This is a genomic window from Klebsiella pneumoniae (assembly GCF_000742135.1).
Lineage (GTDB): Bacteria > Pseudomonadota > Gammaproteobacteria > Enterobacterales > Enterobacteriaceae > Klebsiella > Klebsiella pneumoniae.
Genome location: NZ_KN046818.1, coordinates 4,277,809 through 4,295,951 on the forward strand (window position 1 = coordinate 4,277,809; position 18,143 = coordinate 4,295,951).

Below are 18,143 nucleotides of genomic sequence, written 5' to 3' on the forward strand. Positions count from 1 at the left end.
TTTCCTTCATCGAATGATCTTGTTTGTGCACGATTATGCATGTTATGGTGCCTGCTGTCACCTCAAAGGGGAAATAACATGCAAACACACGCACCGCACGTCCGCCACGTTCGCGAGACGCTGCTCTCGGATAACTGGTACACGTTGAAAAAATATACCTTCGAACTGCTGCGTCGGGACGGTCGCTGGCAGGAGCAGAGCCGCGAGGCTTATGACCGGGGCAACGGCGCAGTCATTTTACTCTACAACCGGGAAAAGCGGACGGTGGTCCTGACCCGTCAGTTCCGTTTTCCGGTATTTACTCATGGCCACGACGGATATCTCATTGAGGCGGCCGCCGGGCTGTTGGATAACGCCTCGCCGGAGGCGCGGATCGTTGCCGAAGCGGAAGAGGAGACCGGCTTTCGCGTGACGCGTGTCGAACCCGTCTTCACCGTCTTTATGAGCCCCGGCTCCGTCACCGAAAAACTCTACTTTTTTATCGCCGAATATCAGGCCGATGACCGTCGGGGCGACGGCGGCGGACTGGCGGCGGAAGGTGAGGATATTGAAGTACTGGAGTGGCCGCTGACGCGGGCGCTGCAGGCTATTCGCGATGGCGAGATCATGGATGCTAAAACCATTATCCTGCTGCAACACCTGGCGCTGAATGCCGACACGCTCCTCGCCGGCTGAGCGGCAAGGAGCGGGGAGTTAACGCAGCTCGCGGGCAATGGCGCTGTACATCAGCGCCGCTTCCAACGGCTGAGCGTTGAAGGAAGGTTCCGCCTGCGGCCAGGTCGACCACTGGACGATCACCAGGTGTTCCGCGCGGTTCACCATGATCACCTGGCCGTAGATCCCCAGTGCCCACAGCGACCCTTTAAGCCCTTCCTGCGGCGTCGGCTGGACGTTTTGCGCATTCGCCGGAATCGCGTTATTCCACCACTGATAGCCGTAAATACCCTCCGGATGCGCTGCCGAGACCGAGTTTAGCGCCTTGGTCCAGCTGGCGGCTTGATCGAACCAGCCAGTCGGCACCAGCTGTTTGCCATTGCTTAACCGACCGTCACGGGCGACGAATTCACCAAAGCGGCCCCAGTCTTCAAGGGTGGCGTTAAAGCCGTGGGCGCCGACGTCGTGCTTCCCTTGCTGATAAGCATGCCACACGCCGTCGTGGGCCATCCCGGCCGGCTGCCATAGAGCCTGTTCAAGCCAGGCGGCCAGCGACATGCCGGTGGCGCGCTCCAGGATATCCCCAAGCAGCCAGGCGCCGCCGGAAGAGTAGGACCACTGCTCGCCCGCCGGGTGTTGACGCGCCAGGCCAGTGACGATCTTACGCACGCAGGCATAGGCGCCGGGCTGCGCTTCACACTGGGTCAGGCGGGCGAAATGCGAGTGCGGGTCGGTGTAGTCTTCATTCCATTCCACCCCGCTGGTGTGTTGAATCAACTGCTTCAGCGTTACGCCGTCCCAGGCGGTGCCTTTCAGTTCGGGTTCATAAACGGTAATCAGGTCATCAAGGGAGTGGATTTTACCCTGTTGAATGGCGATACCGACCAGCGTCGAGACCACCGATTTGCCTACCGAGCGCGAGGTCCACAGGGTGGTGTCGGTATTACCTTCGGCGAGATATTTCCAGGCGACTTTACCATCTTTCAGCACCAGCATACCGCTGACGTTCTCGCGCTTCAGGTAATCCTGCAAATTCCAGGTGTGGCCGTTGAGCGTATAGCGGGCATCGGTCAGTTGTTTTTCAGCGCGCTCCAGCGGCGTCGAGGCGCCGTGGCGGAAGACATCGCCGGCATAGTTGCGATAGTCATTGCGAAAGCCAATCACGCGTGAAGTCTGATCCCAGCTGAGCATGTCTTTGGCCGCGGGTAGCGTTTGATCGTAAGGCGTTGGGCAGACATCCAGCGTCAGGCTGCCGCAGTGTTGCGCCATTGCCGCCGCCGGCAGCGCCGCCAATATTAACGCCAGGGCCAGTGGTTTTCTTATCATTGTCATTTCCTCGTTTGCCATAGATTCGCTGCGCAGTATATAAATCGGCGCGCGCCGGCTAAAATCAGCACATGGGGGATTTTCCCCCTTAAGGGAGAAAAAGGATGAAAACCCTACAGTACTCATTCGCACAGATTGAAGCCTTCGCGACGATTGCTGAGACCGGCAGCCTGTCGCAGGCGGCCATTCGTTTAGCTAAAGACCGGACCACGCTGCGCGATCTGCTGGACTATCTGGAAGATGCGCTGGGCTACCGGCTGTTCAGCCGTGAAGGACGTAGCCTGACGCTAACTGCCGAGGGCGAGCAGCTGTTTCGCCAGGCGCATCTGCTGTTGCGTCAGGCGCAGGCTTTCGAGTCTTTTGCGCAAACGCTGCCGCAAACCGCTGGGCAGGCGCTGCGTCTGGTGTACGATCCCTTCGTGCCGCGTGAATTTCTCTGTGCGCTGGCCGATAACCTGGCCCGACGGCAGATCCGCCTGAGCTGCTGGAGCGCCTCGCGTCGCGAAGCCGAGCAGGCGCTGAGCGATGGCGTGGCGGAGATGGCGATTTGTCAGGCTAACAACCGCACGCTGGGGAGCGAAATGGAGTGGCGGGCGCTCGGCACCGTGGATCTGCGTTTCTACGCGGCGGACAGCCTGTTCCACGACGCTCCGCGGCCGCTGACGTTATTGAATCTTTCGTTGACGCCGCAGTTAGTGATGCACCGGCGCAGTGACGATCAAATCGCCCGCCGGCTGCAGATTTCCGGCCATACGCTGTATATGAATGAAATTACCCTGTTGCGCCATGCGCTGGAGCGGGGGAGGGGCTGGGGGTTTTTACCGGACCATTTGCGGCCAGGCGAGTGGCAGGGAGTCAGTGAAATCGCGACGGAGGTCGGCAGTCAGGGGCTGAACGTCACCATGGTGATGCTCTGGCTGCCCGGAATGAATAAGCATCGGATGCTTAGCGACATCGTGCACGAGGCGCCGGAGCTTTGGCAGCGCAGATAACAAAACGCCCCGGAGCCTGAGACCCCGGGGCGCTTGCCATACAACTTGCTATCGGCGATTACGCGCGAACGAAGTCGATGTGAGTCAGTTTCGGCTTGAACGCGTGGCGCTGAACAGCCTGAACTTTGACTTTTTCTTCTTTGCCATCAACAACGACGGTCAGAACTTCGCTGTAAAACTCAGCTTTGTCCTGCATGTTCCATACTTTGTCGTGGTCCAGTTCGATAGCAACCGGAGCAGCTTCGCCACCGTAGATGATTGCCGGGAACTTGTTAGCTGCGCGCAGGCGGCGGCTCGCACCCTTACCCTGCTCTTTACGTACTTCTGCGTTGATAGTAAACATTGATGTCTCTCTATATATAAAGCCTGCTACAGGCGACCCAGCAACAGGCGGATTATCTGCTTTGCGAATGCAAAAGCGGGCGGCATTATAGCCGCCAAACGACACCCGGGCAATCAAAACCTCAGCTTTCCGCTAATTAACGCAGCTCGTTGGCGCGACGAAAACGCCCCTGATAATCGAACACTTTTTCCCGCACCTGCCAGTACTGCCCCTTCATGCGGGCGACGACAAAGTCCGGATGGCGCAGCAGCGCCTGCTGGGTCACGATATCCGCCGGCGTTATCCAGCGCAGCGGCACCCCGGGGGTGCGGGTATGCGGGCGAATAAACAGTTGTTCGAAGGCGGTGCGCTGGGCGGGGGTCTGCAGACGGAAGCGCTCACTGACATCCGCCCCGTCTTCATCGTAGTAGGTGATTTTCAGCCACGGGCCCTTCTCGTCGCCGCCGTGCTGCAGGGCCATGCCGCTGCAGCGCAGCACCAGCGCGTCCTTCAGCTTCAGCGCCGCCTTCAGCATATCGTCCGGGTCAACCAGTATAGTGTCGCACTCCCGGCAGCGGCGGGCGGCGATGTCGTTTTCCGCATTACACTGCGGGCAGTTTTTAAAGCGAAAGCGGAAGTCGCACTGTTCGCGGTGGCCGTCGTCATCTTCGAACCACCCCTGGCAGCGGCGGCCAAAGTGTTCAATCAAGGTGCCGTCGGCGGTGGTTTTGCCCCAGAAGGTATTGGCGAAGCCGCAGGCCGGGCAGAAGACCTGCACCGGCACGTTGTCGCTTTTGCCCTTCGGCGTCCCCACTTCCGGGGCATACAGGTCATGCGGATTGCCGGCGTAGTCGAGGATCAGACAGTCGGTTTTCCCCGGCGCCAGGCGCAGACCGCGGCCAACGATCTGTTGGTAAAGACTCACCGACTCGGTGGGGCGGAGGATGGCGATCAGGTCGACGTGCGGGGCGTCGAAGCCGGTGGTCAGCACCGCGACGTTCACCAGATAGCGATACGCCTGCGCTTTAAAGGCCTCGATGATGCGATCCCGCTCCGGCCCAGGCGTTTCGCCGGTGATCAGCGCCGCCTGGCCTACCGGCAGCAGGCCGGTCACTTCCCGGGCGTGTTCCACGGTGGCGGCAAAGATCATCACCCCTTTGCGGTTTTCGGCGAACTCCACGATCTGGCTGACGATATGCGGCGTGATACGCTGTTGTTTTTTCAGCTCATGGTTAAGATCGGCTTCGCTGAACAGGCCGTTGCTTTGCGCCTGCAGGCGACTGAAATCGTACTGCACCACCGGCATATCGAGGCGCTCCGGCGGCGTCAGATAGCCGTGTTTAATCATATAGCGCAGCGGTAGCTCATAGATGCAGTCGCGGAACAGGGCCTTTTCATCGCCGCGCACCATCCCATGATAATGGAACTGATAGATCCAGCCCTTGCCAAGGCGGAACGGCGTGGCCGTCAGGCCGAGCAGCCGGATCTGCGGATTGACCTGCCGCAGGTGACCGATGATCTGCTGATACTGGCTGTCGTCATCATCGCTGATGCGGTGGCATTCATCGACGATGAGTAGCGAAAATTCGCTGCGAAACTGGTCGAGATTGCGTGCCACCGACTGCACGCTGCCGAACACCACTTTGCCGTGGCTCTCTTTTCGCTGCAGGCCGGCGGCGAAGATATCCGCCTCGAGGCCAAGGGCGCAGTATTTGGCATGGTTCTGCGCCACCAGCTCTTTGACATGGGCCAGCACCAGCACGCGGCCGCGCGCCAGCCTGGCAAGCTCGGCGATCACCAGACTTTTGCCCGCGCCGGTGGGCAGGACAATCGCCGCCGGCTCGGTATGGCGACGGAACCAGGCGAGGGTGGCATCGACGGCTTCTTGTTGGTAAGGACGTAATGTAAAAGTCATGAATTCACGGGGCTAATTAACTGGCGAATAGTATGCCATGAATCTTTTCCCTTGAGTGGTGTTAAGAGCCCGTTATACTAGCCGGTGAAATTCTTCTTTTTCGGGCGATTTGCCCGCTCCAGCACTATGACAGGCTAAAAAAATCTCATGCGACTTGATAAGTTTATCGCTCAGCAGCTGGGCGTCAGCCGGGCTATTGCCGGGCGTGAAATTCGCGGCAGCCGCGTTACCGTGAACGGCGACATTGTGAAAGATGCCTCTTTTAAGCTCCAGCCGGAGCACGAGGTGGAGTATGACGGAAATACGCTGACCCAGCAGAATGGCCCGCGTTACTTTATGCTCAACAAGCCGCAAGGGTACGTCTGTTCCACCGACGATCCCGATCATCCGACTATCCTTTATTTCCTCGACGAGCCGGTGGCGCATAAGCTGCACGCCGCCGGACGGCTGGATATCGACACCACCGGGCTGGTGCTGATGACCGATGACGGCCAGTGGTCGCATCGCATTACCTCGCCGCGCCACCACTGTGAAAAAACCTATCTGGTGGCGCTGGAAAGCCCGCTGGCGGAAGGGACCGCTGAGCTGTTCGCCAAAGGCGTCCAGCTGCATAACGAAAAAGATCTCACCAAACCGGCGTTGCTGGAAGTTATCACTCCGACCGAAGTGCGCCTCACCATCAGCGAAGGCCGCTACCATCAGGTGAAACGCATGTTCGCCGCCGTGGGCAACCACGTGGTTGGCCTGCATCGGGAACGCATCGGCGACATCCTGCTGGATGAATCGCTGGCGCCGGGTGAATATCGTCCGCTGACGGAAGCGGAAATCGCCAGCGTGGGCGCCCCGCAGCCACGGAGTAAAACGTGACGCTGAAGCAGAATTCTTCACTGGGGATTGTGTTTATCCTTGGCCTGCTGGCCATGCTGATGCCGCTGTCTATTGATATGTATCTTCCGGCCCTGCCGGTGATCGCTGCCCAGTATAACGTCCCGGACGGCAGCGCGCAGATGACGCTCAGCACCTATATCCTTGGCTTTGCGCTGGGTCAGCTGCTGTACGGCCCGATGGCGGACAGCCTTGGCCGCAAGCCGGTGATCCTCGGCGGGACGCTGGTCTTCGCCGCGGCGGCGGTAGCCTGCGCCCTGTCGCAAACCGTCGATATGCTGATTGTCATGCGTTTCTTCCACGGTCTGGCAGCCGCGGCGGCCAGCGTGGTGATTAACGCCCTGATGCGCGACATCTATCCGAAAGATGAGTTTTCGCGCATGATGTCGTTTGTCATGCTGGTCACGACCATTGCGCCGCTGGTGGCGCCGATGGTCGGCGGGGCGGTGTTGGTCTGGTTCAGCTGGCATGCCATCTTTTGGATCCTCGCCCTGGTGGCCCTGCTGGCCTCGCTGATGATCGGCCTGTTTATCCGCGAAACGCTGCCGGCTGAAAGGCGTCAGCCGTTCCATCTGCGCACCACGCTGGGTAACTTTGCCACTCTGTTCCGCCACAAGCGGGTACTGAGCTATATGCTGGCGAGCGGCTTTAGCTTCGCGGGCATGTTCTCTTTCCTTAGCGCCGGTCCCTTTGTCTACATCAATATAAACCACGTCGCGCCTCAGCACTTTGGCTACTATTTTGCGCTGAACATCGTTTTTCTGTTTCTGATGACCATGTTCAACAGCCGGTTTGTGCGGCGGGTAGGGGCGTTGCGTATGTTCCGCGCCGGGCTGTGGATCCAGTTTGCCATGGCGGTGTGGATGGTGGTCTGCGCGCTGCTGGATGTCGGCTTTTGGTCACTGGTGATCGGCGTAGCGGCCTTTGTCGGCTGCGTATCCATGGTGTCGTCTAACGCCATGGCGGTGATCCTCGATGAGTTTCCGCATATGGCGGGCACTGCTTCGTCGCTGGCGGGGACTTTCCGTTTCGGTATCGGGGCGATTATCGGCGCGCTGCTGTCGATGGCGACGTTTACCACCGCCTGGCCGATGCTGATCTCTATTGCCTTCTGCGCAACCTGCTCTATTTTCTTCTCGCTTTACGCATCCCGGCGGCGAAAAATCGCACGCTAGGTCACATTTTCAGGGGCGAAATCGCCCCTTTCTTGATGCATGTCAACCGCAATGGGCTTCAGGGTTCTGCGATTTGTTTCCTTTATGTAAAATCAATTAGTGTAAAAAGTCGCATTGTTGCGATAAAAAAGTTGTTTTGGATCACAGAAACGGGTACATATAGCGCCAATCGGCTCGCCGGGTATAAAAAATAAAGCGCTGGATTATAAGCGCTTAACCCTGGTCCGCCGCCGCTGTAAACGTTTTCTGCCTCAAGGCAGGACTATTTGTCAACAGTGTGTTAGTATTGATGTAAATTTATTGTAAAGCCTTTTGCTTCCGGGGAAACCAAGTGAATACACAACAACTCTCTATCGTACACCGTCTGCCGCAGAGCTATCGCTGGCTGGCCGGTTTTGCGGGTTCCAGAGTTGAACCGATTCCGCAAAACGGCGCGCAGAACGAGAACAGTCTCGTTGCCCTGAAATTGCTGAGCCCGGACGGTGAGAAAGCCTGGCCGGTGATGCATAAGCTCAGCCAGGCGTTAAGCGACATCGAAGTCGACTGTTCCGTGCTGGAGTGCGAAGGCGAACCCTGCCTGTTCGTAAACCTGCAGGATGAGTTTGCCGCCACCTGTCGTCTGAAAAACTTTGGCGTGGCCATCGCCGAGCCCTTCTCCGGCAATAACCCTTTCTGACCGTCAGCTTAGCGCCAGCAGCTGGCGGGTATACTCATGCCGGGGTGCGCTGAAGACGGATTTGCACTCGCCCTGTTCGACCACCTCTCCCTGACGCAGCACCATCACCTGGTGACATAGCGCCCGCACCACGCCTAAATCATGGCTGATAAAAATATAGGCCAGCTGATGCTTTCGCTGTAAGGCTTTCAGCAGGTTCAGGATCTGCGCCTGAACGGTTTTGTCCAGCGATGAGGTCGGTTCATCGAGGACGATCAGCTGCGGTTTGACGATCAACGCTCTGGCGATGGCAATACGCTGTCGCTGGCCACCGGAGAACGCCGCCGGATAGCGCTGGCGGCTGGCCGGGTCGAGGCCGACCTCCTGCATGGCAAGGATCACCGCCTGTTCGCGTTCGGCCGCCGTCAGCGTCGGCTGGTGGACGCGCAAGCCTTCCTCAATGATCTGCTGCGCTGTGAGGCGCGGATTGAGCGACGAGTTCGGATCCTGAAAAACCACCTGCATCTGTCGGCGCAGCGGTAGCAGCTGTCGGCGGTTACGCCCCTGAATCGGCTGGCCGGCGAAGGTTATCTTGCCCCCGGACGGGATCAGGCGCAGCAGGGCCAGGCCGGTGGTGCTTTTACCGGAACCCGACTCCCCCACCAGGCCCAGCGTCTCGCCGGCGCGCAGCTGAAAGCTAAGGCTGTTGACCACCCGATGATGATCGACCACCCGACGCAGGATCCCTTTGCGAACGGGAAACGCCACCTTTAAATCGTCCGCCTGCAGCAGCACCGGGGCATCGGCGGCCAGCGGCACCGGCTCCCCGTCCGGCTCGCTATCCAGCAGGCGTTGGGTGTAGGGATGCGCTGGCGCGCTGAACAGCGCCCGACAGTCATTGTGTTCCACGCAGCGGCCGTTCTGCATTACCGCCACCCGGTCAGCCAGTTGGCGGACGATGCTCAGGTTATGAGTGATAAACAGCAGCCCCATGTTCAGCTCCTGCTTCAGCTCGCGCAGCAGTTGCAGAATTTGCGCCTGCACCGATACGTCCAGGGCGGTAGTCGGCTCGTCGGCGATCAGCAGCTCCGGGCGCGTCAGCAGCGCCATGGCGATCATCACCCGCTGGCGCTCGCCGCCGGAGAGCTGATGCGGATAGTCCGCCAGCCGCCGCGGCGCCTGACGGATCCCGACGCGCTCCAGGCAGTCGAGGATCTCCCCGCGCGCCGCCTGTTTGCGCATTCCCCGGTGTAACGACAGCACCTCGTAGAGCTGTTTTTCCAGGGTGTGCAGAGGATTGAGCGATACCATCGGCTCCTGAAAGATCATCGCGATCCGGTTGCCGCGCACGCCGCGCAGGGTCGCCTCATCCGCATGCAGCAGCGACTGGCCATGAAAACGGATGTCACCGCTGGGGTAGCTGGCCGGCGGGGTAGGGAGCAGCCGCAGCACCGACAGGGCGGAGATGCTCTTACCGGAGCCGGATTCGCCCACCAGGGCCAGCGTTTCGCCGACCGCCACCTCGAGCGACAGATTGTGCACCACGGTCTGCGTCTCACCCTGCTGGCGAAAGGCAATAGAGAGATTGTCGATAGCTAATAGCGGGTGGGTCATATTACACCGCCTTACTCGGATCAAAGGCGTCGCGAACCGCTTCACCGATAAAAATCAGTAGCGTCAGCAGCACGGCGACGGAGAGAAATGCGGCAATGCCCAGCCAGGGCGCCTGCAGGTTGTTTTTGCCCTGCAGCAGCAGCTCGCCGAGGGAGGGCGAGCCGAGCGGCAGGCCGAAGCCGAGAAAATCCAGCGACGTCAGGGTGGTAATGGAGCTGCACAGGATAAAGGGCAGGAAGGTGAGGGTCGCCACCATCGCGTTGGGCAACATATGCCGCAGGATGATCTGCCGGTCGCTAACCCCTAACGCCTGCGCCGCCCGAACATAGTCGTAGTTGCGGGTGCGGAGAAATTCCGCGCGCACCACGCCCACCAGCGTCATCCAGCCAAAGAGAACGGTGATTGCCAGCAGCCACCAGAAGCCCGGCTGCACGACGCTGGAGAGCAGGATGATCAGGAACAGCGTTGGCATGCCGGACCAGACTTCGATAAAGCGCTGTCCCCACAGGTCGATTTTACCGCCGTAGTAACCCTGTATCGCCCCGGCCAGCACCCCCAGCACGCTGGAGAACAGCGTCAGCAGCAGACCGAAGAGCACCGAGATGCGTGTCCCATAGAGGATCCGCGCCAGCACATCGCCGCCGTTGGCGTCGGTGCCGAGCCAGTTGCTGGCCGAGGGCGGCGATGGAAAGGGAACCGTGCTGGCAAAATTAATTGTCGTCGCGCCGAAGCGCACTGGCGGCCATAGCGCCCAGCCGTGAGTCGCCAGCTGGTGCTGCAGCCAGGGATCCTGATAGTCGGCGGCGGTGGCGAACGCGCCGCCGAAGGTTTGCTCAGTGTAGTTTTTTAACACCGGGACGTACAGCTGGCCCCGGTACTGCACCAGCAGCGGGCGGTCGTTGGCCAGCAGCTCGGCGCCCAGGCTGCAAAGGAAGAGAATTAAAAACAGCCACAGCGACCAGTAGCCGCGACGGTTGTGGCGAAAGCGCGCCCAGCGGGCCTGATTAACGGGACTGAAGAAAGACATTAGCGGCCCTCAAAATCAATGCGCGGGTCGACCAGCGTATAGCTGATATCGCTGACGATATTCAGCAGCAGGCCAATCAGAGTGAAAATATAGAGCGTGCCAAACATCACCGGATAGTCGCGGGAGACCGTCGCTTCATAGCCCAGCAGACCCAGGCCGTTTAGCGAGAACATCACTTCGATCAGCAACGAGCCGGTAAAGAACATACTGATAAAGGTGGCCGGGAAGCCGGCAATCACCAGCAGCATGGCGTTACGGAACACGTGTCCCCAGAGGATCTGTTTCTCACCAACGCCTTTGGCGCGGGCGGTGACCACATACTGTTTGCGGATCTCGTCGAGGAAGCTGTTTTTGGTCAGCATAGTCAGCGCGGCAAAGCCGCCAATTACCGTCGCCAGCACCGGCAGGGTGATGTGCCACAGGTAGTCGAGGATCTTCTGATACCAGGGGAGGGTGTCGAAATTTGGCGAGACCAGACCGCGCAGCGGGAAGAGGTCGAAATAGCTGCCGCCGGCAAAAATCACGATCAGCAGGATGGCGAACAGAAAGGCAGGGATCGCATAGCCAATGATAATCAGCGTACTGCTCCAGATATCAAAGCGGCTGCCGTTGCTGACCGCTTTGCGGATGCCCAGCGGAATGGAGACCAGATAGATAATCAGCGTGCTCCACAGCCCGAGGCTCACCGAGACCGGCAGGCTGTCTTTAATCAGCTGCAGCACGGACGCGCTGCGAAACAGGCTGTCGCCGAAATCAAAGCGCAGATAATCGCTCAGCATCTTCAGATAGCGTTCGTGCAGCGGTTTATCGAAGCCGTAGCGGTGGGTGATCTCGGCGATGACTTCCGGGTCGAGGCCGCGCCCGCCGCGATAGTGACCCTCGCTGATATTGCCTGCGCCGGTGCGGGCATGGCTGGCGCCCATGCCGCCGTCGCCAGCCCCCGGCATCCCGCCGCGCTGATTAAACTCGATGGCGGCGATGGCCTGATCGACCGGGCCGCCAGGCGCGATCTGGACAATAAAAAAGTTAATGGTGATGATGGCCCACAGGGTGGGGATGACTAACAGCAAACGGCGGATCAGGTAGCTGCCCATGGGATGTCCTTAGCGTCTGTCCGCGGGGAGGGTGGCCGCTTTGTTCACGTCGTACCACCAGGTATCGATGCCGGACGAATAGATGGGGCGGGTCGCGGGGAAAGAGAACTTATTCCACCACGCGGTGCGGTCCTGCGCCATATACCACATCGGCAACATGTAGTTATTCCAGGTCAGCACACGATCCAGCGCCCGACCGAGAGGGATCAGTTTCTGCTTATTGCCCTGCCACTGCAGGATCTGCGCAATCAGCTTATCCACTACCGGGCTTTGCACCCCCGGCGCGTTGTAGCTGGAGTGAATATAGTCGGACGCCCAGGATATTTGCAGGTCGGTCCCCGGCCAGGGCATGGCGCGCCACAGGCTTGGCATCATGTCGTAATCCCGGCTGCGGCGGCGGTTGCTGTACTGCGAATTATCAACCTGACGAATATCCATGACGATCCCCAGACGCTGCAGGTTGTGCTGAAACGGCAGCACCCAGCGGTCATTGCCTCCGGCCGGCAGCAGTAGCTCAAAGCGCAGCGGCTTGCCGGTGGCGGCGTTGACCCGGCGCTGGTTCTTCACCGTCCAGCCCGCCGCATTGAGCAGGGCGTCGGCTTTGAGTAAGTTGGCGCGGTCGAAGCCATCGCCGCGGGAGACCGGCGGCTGGTAAACCTGGCTGAAGAGCTCCGAGGGCAGTTCGTTTTTCATCGGCGTCAGCAGGGCCAGCTCGGCTGCGTCAGGCAGGCTGCGGGCGGCATATTCGGTGTTCTGGAAATAGCTGTTGGCGCGCTGATAGGCGCTGTAAAACAGCGCCTTGTTCATCCATTCGAAATCGAACGCCAGGGTAATGGCCTGCCGCACCCGGCGATCGGCAAAAATCGGGCGCTGAATATTGAACGCCAGCCACTGGGTATCCTGCGCCGAGGTATTGGTATGCTCATCTTTAATGATGTAGCCGCGGCTGAAGTTGCGACCGACGTAGCGGGTAGCCCAGTTTTTGGCGACGGTCTCTTCCCGGCGATCGACGGCTCCCGCTTTAAAGGCTTCGAAAGCGACATTGTCGTCGAGATAATAGTCATAGCGCAGCGTATCGAAATTCCAGCGACCGCGGTTGACCGGCAGGTCGGCCGCCCAGTAGTCGGCGACCCGGGAATAGATAATATATTGCCCCATTCGCCAGGCGCTGATGCGGTATGGCCCGCTGGCCAGCGGCGGCTTCGACAGCGGGTCGCTGAGTTTGTGCTGGCGCCAGAACGCCTCGGGCATCACCGGCAGGCTCAGCAGACTCAGCATGTTCTCTTTGCCGGGCTGGCCGAGGTCAATACGCACGGTCAACGGCGCGATGGCCTTCACGGTGGTGCCTTTATAAAACAGGCGAAACTGCGGCACCCCTTCGGTCATAAACTTGTTGAAGGTAAACGCCACATCGCGGGCGGTGATCGGCGTGCCGTCATGGAAGCGGGCGCGCGGGTTGAGCGCGATCTCCATCCAGGAATAGTCCTCGGCATAGCGCGCCCGCTCGGCAATCAGCGGGTAGTAGCTGCCGGGCTCATCATCCGAGGTGGTGAACAGGGTATCGTAGAGCGCCTCCGTGCGTACCGCGGGGTTGCCGCGCAGCGCATAACGGTTGAAGTTATCAAAGGTGCCGATCGCCGCCAGGGTGAGGGTGCCGCCTTTCGGCGCCCTGGGATTGACGTAATCAAAATGACTGAAACCGGCGGCGTATTTCGGTTCGCCGATAATCGCGAAGGCTACGCTTTCCTGAATGGTTTGCGCCTTAGCGTCCAGGCTAAACAGAGCCAGCAGAAACAGAAAGAGGCGCGCATACATAGGCGGCAGAATACCCTGTCATGGCCGGCCCCCATGGCCGACATCCGTTCCCGCATCATAAGTGAGACTTAGCGCGTTGTGAAATAGTTCGCGGGTTCATCGTGCGCAGCCACCAGCCCGGCCAGCGACAGCGGTCGGCTGATCCAGTACCCCTGCAGGAAATGAACGCCCTGGCCGCGAAGCCACTCCGCCTGTTCCTGGGTCTCCACCCCTTCGGCGACGGTCATTAATTTCAGCCGGCGGCTGAGGGTCAGTACCGCATCCAGCACCGGCGAGGTTACTGTTTCAGTACCAATCGCCTGCACAAAACCTCGATCGATCTTCAGATAATCGAAGTTATAGCGTTCGAGATAGATCAGCGCGCTATGCCCGGTGCCGAAATCATCAATCGCGATTTCGAATCCCTGGCGGTGGAGCCAGGCGAAGTTAGCCATCGATTTTTCTTTATCAATCATCGCCCGCTCGGTTACCTCCAGCACCACGTGAAAGTGGTCGGCTGGCAGCGCGGCGGCGAAGCGCAGCATATCGTCGCGGAAGCTGTCGGCCTGCAGATAGGCAGGGGAAATATTCAGTCCCAGCTTCACGCCGCGCGGCAGAATACGCTTCAACACCGCAGCGTCGCTGGCGATCAGCGCGAGCAGGTGATGGGTTAGCGGCACGATCATCTGCTGGGTTTCGGCCAGGTTAATAAAAACGTCGGGCGGAATTTCACCAACCACCGGATGGCGCCAGCGCATTAGGACCTCCACGCCGCTGATACGTAGAGTCTGAGCATTAACCACCGGCTGATAAACGATGTAGAACTGGTTATTTTTGATCCCCAGCAGAATGGATTTTCGCGGATCCGATTTGATCGTCAGCACGTAATAGCAGAGCAGCCCCGCCAGCAGGCCGCAGACGACCCCGAGCAGCAGAGCAAACTGCGTATTTTCCGCCAGCCAGCTGTTGGCATACAGGTAGACCTTCAGCGGTAAGCCCTCGATCTGTGCCTGGCGGATCGGCGCGTTATGCAGCGTTTGCGGATCCACCAGCCGATTACTGAAGGTGGAGATAGCGGTGTGATCGATGGCCAGCGCAATGCCGCTGAAATCGTTTTGCCGCGCGGAATAGAGGATATACGGTGTGAGATTAGCGTTAATCGACACGAAAATGCCGCTGTTTTGATCGCCGGGTTTACCTACCCACAGCGCCAGCGCCGCGCTCTTCGGCATCATCGGCGTGCCTGGTAAAATCGCCATAGCAACGGGTTTGCCGATATCGATGGCCGGGATCAGCTGGCTGAGGGGCGTATTCATGGCTCCCGTAGCCGATGAGCAAAAGGCGATGCCGTTTTTGACCAGCAGGAAAGCGCGGACGTTGGGGCTGAACGCGGCGTGGGAGGTAAGCCCGGAGTCAATATTCTCGCAGGGCTGGTCCACCAGCGGCTGCAGGCCGTCAATGGTCTGGCGCAGGTCGTGAAAATAGCTTTTCAGATAGGTATTAACATTGTTGATAATGGCGTCGAAACGCTCGGCCCGGTTATGGTAGATCACCATAAACTGAATGCTCCCGGCCAACAGCGCGACGATGATCCCCACGCTCAGGCTGGTTAACCAGGTTTTACGCTGGGGCGAAAAGTAGCGAGTAAGCATAGCCAGATTCTTTCCGTGTTATTGAAGCGCATCAACGGAGTGTCGGTCGTCGTTTTTCTCATTCCCACTTAAAAGACATAGCTTATTTTGCGACGTTGAGAACCAGGTGGCAAAAAAAAACACTGCCTGGGGCAGTGTTTTTTATCCCGCAGCCAGCCAAGGGATAACCGGCGGCGGTGGAGGACAGTTTACGAGCGGCTCAGGACTCGACGCGCTTCATTGTAGCGCTTTTTCCAGTATGGCTCATCCATGCTGGAGATAGTCACCCCGCTGCTGGTGGAGGCGTGAACAAACTGGTTGTTGCCGAGGTAGATCCCGACATGGCGGCCGGTAGAGCCGGCACGAAACAGAACCAGATCGCCTGTACGCAGTTGGGCACGAGAAATCGATTTTCCGGTTTCCTGCTGTTCAGAAGTTGAACGCGGCAGTTCCAGACCAAATTGTTCGCGGAAGGTGCGCTGCACAAACGCTGAGCAGTCGATACCCTTGCGGGTGCTGCCGCCGAGGCGGTAACGCACGCCTTTCCAGCTGGCATACTGATCCATTAAACGGGACTTTACGTCCAGGTTACGGACCATCGTTTCAAATTCATCCTGAGAGGCTTGCAGTGATGATAAATCGCCACTACCCACAGCATGCGTCTCAGAATGCATATTCCTGGCGGTACTTGTTGAACTACACGCGGAAAGCAGAACCGCTACTGCAATCGCGGGGGCTACCCGCAAGATATATCTCAAAATCGGCTGAGATTTGACCATGCTGTTTATTTTCCCTTGTTGTCCTTAACGACAATGTCGTTATAAAAAATGCCAAACGTGTTAGAGCCTAAATACCCATCCGCAATGAGACAATTCCTTAAGCTTAAATTTGTGCAGTCACGCACAATTTTATTCATGCCCTGAATTAATGCTGCGGAAAAGGCAAAACGAGAACGAGATTACCCTATCAAACGCCGCATGGCGAGCAGTTTTGCGCGATTTCTTATAAGTATTTTGGTGACAAAAAGTGAATCATCGGGAAAGGCCAAAATTACGGCAATATCGGGCAAAAAACAGACAATTCCTTCATTTGTCACGGGATTAATGTGACAAGAAGATGAACGTCGTGTTGAAAAAAAGGGAAAATGTAAAAAGGGACCCAAAAGGTCCCCTTATAGTTAATGACTCTGGCGGCTGCCGGAGACATTATTTGGCCGATATTCTGCTGGGTAAGTAGCGATCGAAAAAGGCGATCAATTTATCGCTCAGCGGGGTCATCAATACCCAGGGCGCGCCGATCAGCACGGCGGTCAGGGAGCCGACGGCAATATCGCTAAACCAGTGGGCGCCAATCATTACCCGCGGGAAAGCAAAGACCACAAAGATAATCAGCGCGACGCCCAGCGCGCGACGGCCAAAATAGCGCCACATAAAGCTGGCGAAGATCAGCAGCATCATCCCATGATCGCCAGGGAAGCTGTCCTTCGACGCATCCTTAGTGGGGAAGTTAACGACGTCGCTGACGCGGGTAATATCGCTAAAAAACAGCGACGGGCTGGCGCGCTGTACCGGCATCAGGTGTTGTGCGAGCTGGTTGATGATCACCGCCGCCAGCAGCATCACCAGGCCCATGATGGCGATCTGACGACGGCCTGCAGTCGGCGCCTTTAGCCAATAGCTTAGCATCAGGCAGCCCATCGCCAGCAGCGAACAGGCGTCGAAGGCGCGATTGTTGATGATCGCCAGCAGCCAGGCATAAGCATGGCTGACGCTGACGCTGACGCCATGGTTAAAGAAATGGAAGATCGCGGAGTCGACCGGCAACCACGCGCCATGGTTGGCTGGCAGATACCAGGAGCAAAATAGCGCTACACCCGCGATGTTAAGCAGCAGGATTAAAGGAATTCGGTTTTTCATCATAGCCATTGCGATTTTGTGACAGTCGGCGGCAACCTTAGCCGCCTTAACTTAAACGAAGCCTCAACAACGAGGTCTGGAGTGCGTTCCAGTCGGCTTCATTCGCGGAAATAAGCTCGATCCGACTATCGGGCGGAGCGACGCTGAGGGTCTCGATATGGAGATCCTCCCCCTGACGGTTGATTCGTACCGCCCCCTCGGCAATGCGCATCACGCCTTTAACGCGCCCCACTGGCGCCAGCCTGGCCCATTCGAGCAGGCCGATGGTGTCAAAGACCGTCTCCGCGTCGAAGATCCAGCCGCAGCCCTGATAGCCCTGGCCATTGTTGAGATGGCGGCGCCAGCGCTGGTGTTCCGCCAGGCTGAGCGCGGCGAGGCCGGAAGTGGGGGAATGGCGGTGGGCGTGCTCCGCGCTCGCCGGCAGCGGGGCGGTGTTCCGTCGTGGCTCATCGAGCAGGGTCAGATCGATATTGCCCTGGATTGCCGACACCTTGCGACGCTCGCCGCCCCAGCGCTGCCACCAGTCGGCCAGCGCCCGGGCGCTTTCGGGGGTTTCCCGATCACTTTTATTCGCCACAATGATGTCCGCCGCGGCCAGCTGATCGCGGAAGTTGTCGTTGCTGACGGCTCTTTCATCCAGCAGCTGGCGGGGATCGAGGATGCACAGCGTGGCGCGCAGATCGATCCAGGGCTCATACACCGCCGCGGTGAGGATATCGAGGATCTGCTTTGGGTGGCCCAAACCGGTGGGTTCGATCAGCAGGCGATCGGGTTTGCCCTGGCGCAGCAGGGTGTTCAGCCCAACCTGCATCGGCAGGCCATTGACGCAGCACATGCAGCCGCCGGGGATCTCTTTGAGCAGGGCGCCGCTGTCGGCCAGCAGCGCGCCGTCTATCCCGACTTCGCCAAACTCGTTAACCAGTACGGCCCATTTTTCATCCGCAGGCTTCTGCGCCAGCAGATGAAGAATCGAGGTCGTCTTACCGCTGCCGAGAAAGCCGGTGATCAAATTGGTTCTGGTCACTCTTTTCTCCAGGATAAATGTAATGTTGTAACAGTTACGTCTATCCTGACGAAAAAAGGGGGAAAAGAGAAGTCCTGAGGCGGACAGAAGAGAATTCTGTCCGCATAAGCGCAAATATT

The 18,143-nt window shown here is 58.7% G+C and carries 16 protein-coding genes; 5 read left to right on the forward strand and 11 right to left on the reverse strand.

From position 1 onward, the window contains the following. The first annotated feature begins 78 nt into the window (after positions 1-78). Positions 79-675 (forward strand): NUDIX domain-containing protein, encoded by a 597-nt coding sequence (locus tag DR88_RS05470; RefSeq protein ID WP_004144265.1) that lies wholly within the window; start codon positions 79-81, stop codon positions 673-675. Between the two features lie 18 nt (positions 676-693). On the opposite strand, the gene DR88_RS05465 is transcribed toward DR88_RS05470, so the two are convergent. Beyond that, on the reverse strand, positions 694-1,980 hold the full coding sequence (locus tag DR88_RS05465) for a serine hydrolase domain-containing protein (RefSeq protein WP_020317131.1): 1,287 nt from the start codon (positions 1,978-1,980) through the stop codon (positions 694-696). 104 nt (positions 1,981-2,084) lie between these two features. Between DR88_RS05465 and DR88_RS05460 the strand changes: the two genes are divergently transcribed. Next, the gene (locus DR88_RS05460; protein WP_032432037.1) at positions 2,085-2,972 is read left to right on the forward strand and encodes a LysR family transcriptional regulator; all 888 of its coding nucleotides are present in this window, start codon (positions 2,085-2,087) and stop codon (positions 2,970-2,972) included. Positions 2,973-3,030: 58 nt separating this feature from the next. Here the strand turns inward: DR88_RS05460 and rplY are convergent, their stop codons facing one another. Together rplY and radD are read right to left on the reverse strand one after the other, a co-directional pair. Then, positions 3,031-3,315: a 50S ribosomal protein L25 gene (gene rplY / locus DR88_RS05455; protein ID WP_002912979.1), complete on the reverse strand. Its 285-nt coding sequence runs from the start codon at positions 3,313-3,315 to the stop codon at positions 3,031-3,033. A gap of 136 nt (positions 3,316-3,451) precedes the next feature. Further along, complete coding sequence (gene radD, locus DR88_RS05450) at positions 3,452-5,209, reverse strand: DNA repair helicase RadD (RefSeq protein WP_004144263.1); 1,758 nt, start codon at positions 5,207-5,209, stop codon at positions 3,452-3,454. 147 nt (positions 5,210-5,356) lie between these two features. Here radD and rsuA point away from each other — a divergent pair, with 147 nt between their 5' ends. From rsuA to DR88_RS05435, 3 genes are all read left to right on the forward strand, one after another. After that, positions 5,357-6,076, forward strand: coding sequence for a 16S rRNA pseudouridine(516) synthase RsuA (gene rsuA / locus DR88_RS05445; RefSeq protein WP_025861565.1), 720 nt, complete (start codon positions 5,357-5,359; stop codon positions 6,074-6,076). Beyond that, positions 6,073-7,269 (forward strand): Bcr/CflA family multidrug efflux MFS transporter, encoded by a 1,197-nt coding sequence (locus DR88_RS05440; RefSeq protein ID WP_002912975.1) that lies wholly within the window; start codon positions 6,073-6,075, stop codon positions 7,267-7,269. Before rsuA ends, DR88_RS05440 begins: the two co-directional genes overlap by 4 nt. A 331-nt stretch (positions 7,270-7,600) precedes the next feature. Then, complete coding sequence (locus tag DR88_RS05435; protein ID WP_002912974.1) at positions 7,601-7,945, forward strand: YejG family protein; 345 nt, start codon at positions 7,601-7,603, stop codon at positions 7,943-7,945. A 3-nt stretch (positions 7,946-7,948) separates the two neighbouring features. Here the strand turns inward: DR88_RS05435 and yejF are convergent, their stop codons facing one another. The 8 genes from yejF to DR88_RS05395 all read right to left on the reverse strand — a co-directional run bounded on the left by yejF (position 7,949) and on the right by DR88_RS05395 (position 18,024). Further along, positions 7,949-9,538 (reverse strand): microcin C ABC transporter ATP-binding protein YejF, encoded by a 1,590-nt coding sequence (yejF, locus tag DR88_RS05430; RefSeq protein WP_004151118.1) that lies wholly within the window; start codon positions 9,536-9,538, stop codon positions 7,949-7,951. Position 9,539: 1 nt separating this feature from the next. Continuing rightward, positions 9,540-10,565, reverse strand: coding sequence for a microcin C ABC transporter permease (locus DR88_RS05425; RefSeq protein ID WP_004149131.1), 1,026 nt, complete (start codon positions 10,563-10,565; stop codon positions 9,540-9,542). After that, positions 10,565-11,659 (reverse strand): microcin C ABC transporter permease YejB, encoded by a 1,095-nt coding sequence (locus DR88_RS05420; RefSeq protein ID WP_004149130.1) that lies wholly within the window; start codon positions 11,657-11,659, stop codon positions 10,565-10,567. The genes DR88_RS05425 and DR88_RS05420 overlap by 1 nt, the downstream gene beginning before the upstream one ends. A 9-nt stretch (positions 11,660-11,668) precedes the next feature. Beyond that, complete coding sequence (locus DR88_RS05415; RefSeq protein ID WP_025861569.1) at positions 11,669-13,474, reverse strand: extracellular solute-binding protein; 1,806 nt, start codon at positions 13,472-13,474, stop codon at positions 11,669-11,671. A gap of 68 nt (positions 13,475-13,542) precedes the next feature. Beyond that, positions 13,543-15,105, reverse strand: a complete 1,563-nt coding sequence (locus DR88_RS05410; protein WP_004149127.1) for a cyclic di-GMP phosphodiesterase — start codon at positions 15,103-15,105, stop codon at positions 13,543-13,545. A gap of 188 nt (positions 15,106-15,293) precedes the next feature. Next, positions 15,294-15,863 (reverse strand): bifunctional murein DD-endopeptidase/murein LD-carboxypeptidase, encoded by a 570-nt coding sequence (mepS, locus tag DR88_RS05405; RefSeq protein WP_002912967.1) that lies wholly within the window; start codon positions 15,861-15,863, stop codon positions 15,294-15,296. 426 nt (positions 15,864-16,289) lie between these two features. Continuing rightward, positions 16,290-17,009 (reverse strand): phosphatase PAP2 family protein, encoded by a 720-nt coding sequence (locus DR88_RS05400; RefSeq protein WP_025861573.1) that lies wholly within the window; start codon positions 17,007-17,009, stop codon positions 16,290-16,292. Between the two features lie 37 nt (positions 17,010-17,046). Further along, positions 17,047-18,024 (reverse strand): CobW family GTP-binding protein, encoded by a 978-nt coding sequence (locus tag DR88_RS05395; RefSeq protein WP_004144255.1) that lies wholly within the window; start codon positions 18,022-18,024, stop codon positions 17,047-17,049. Positions 18,025-18,143: the final 119 nt, after the last annotated feature.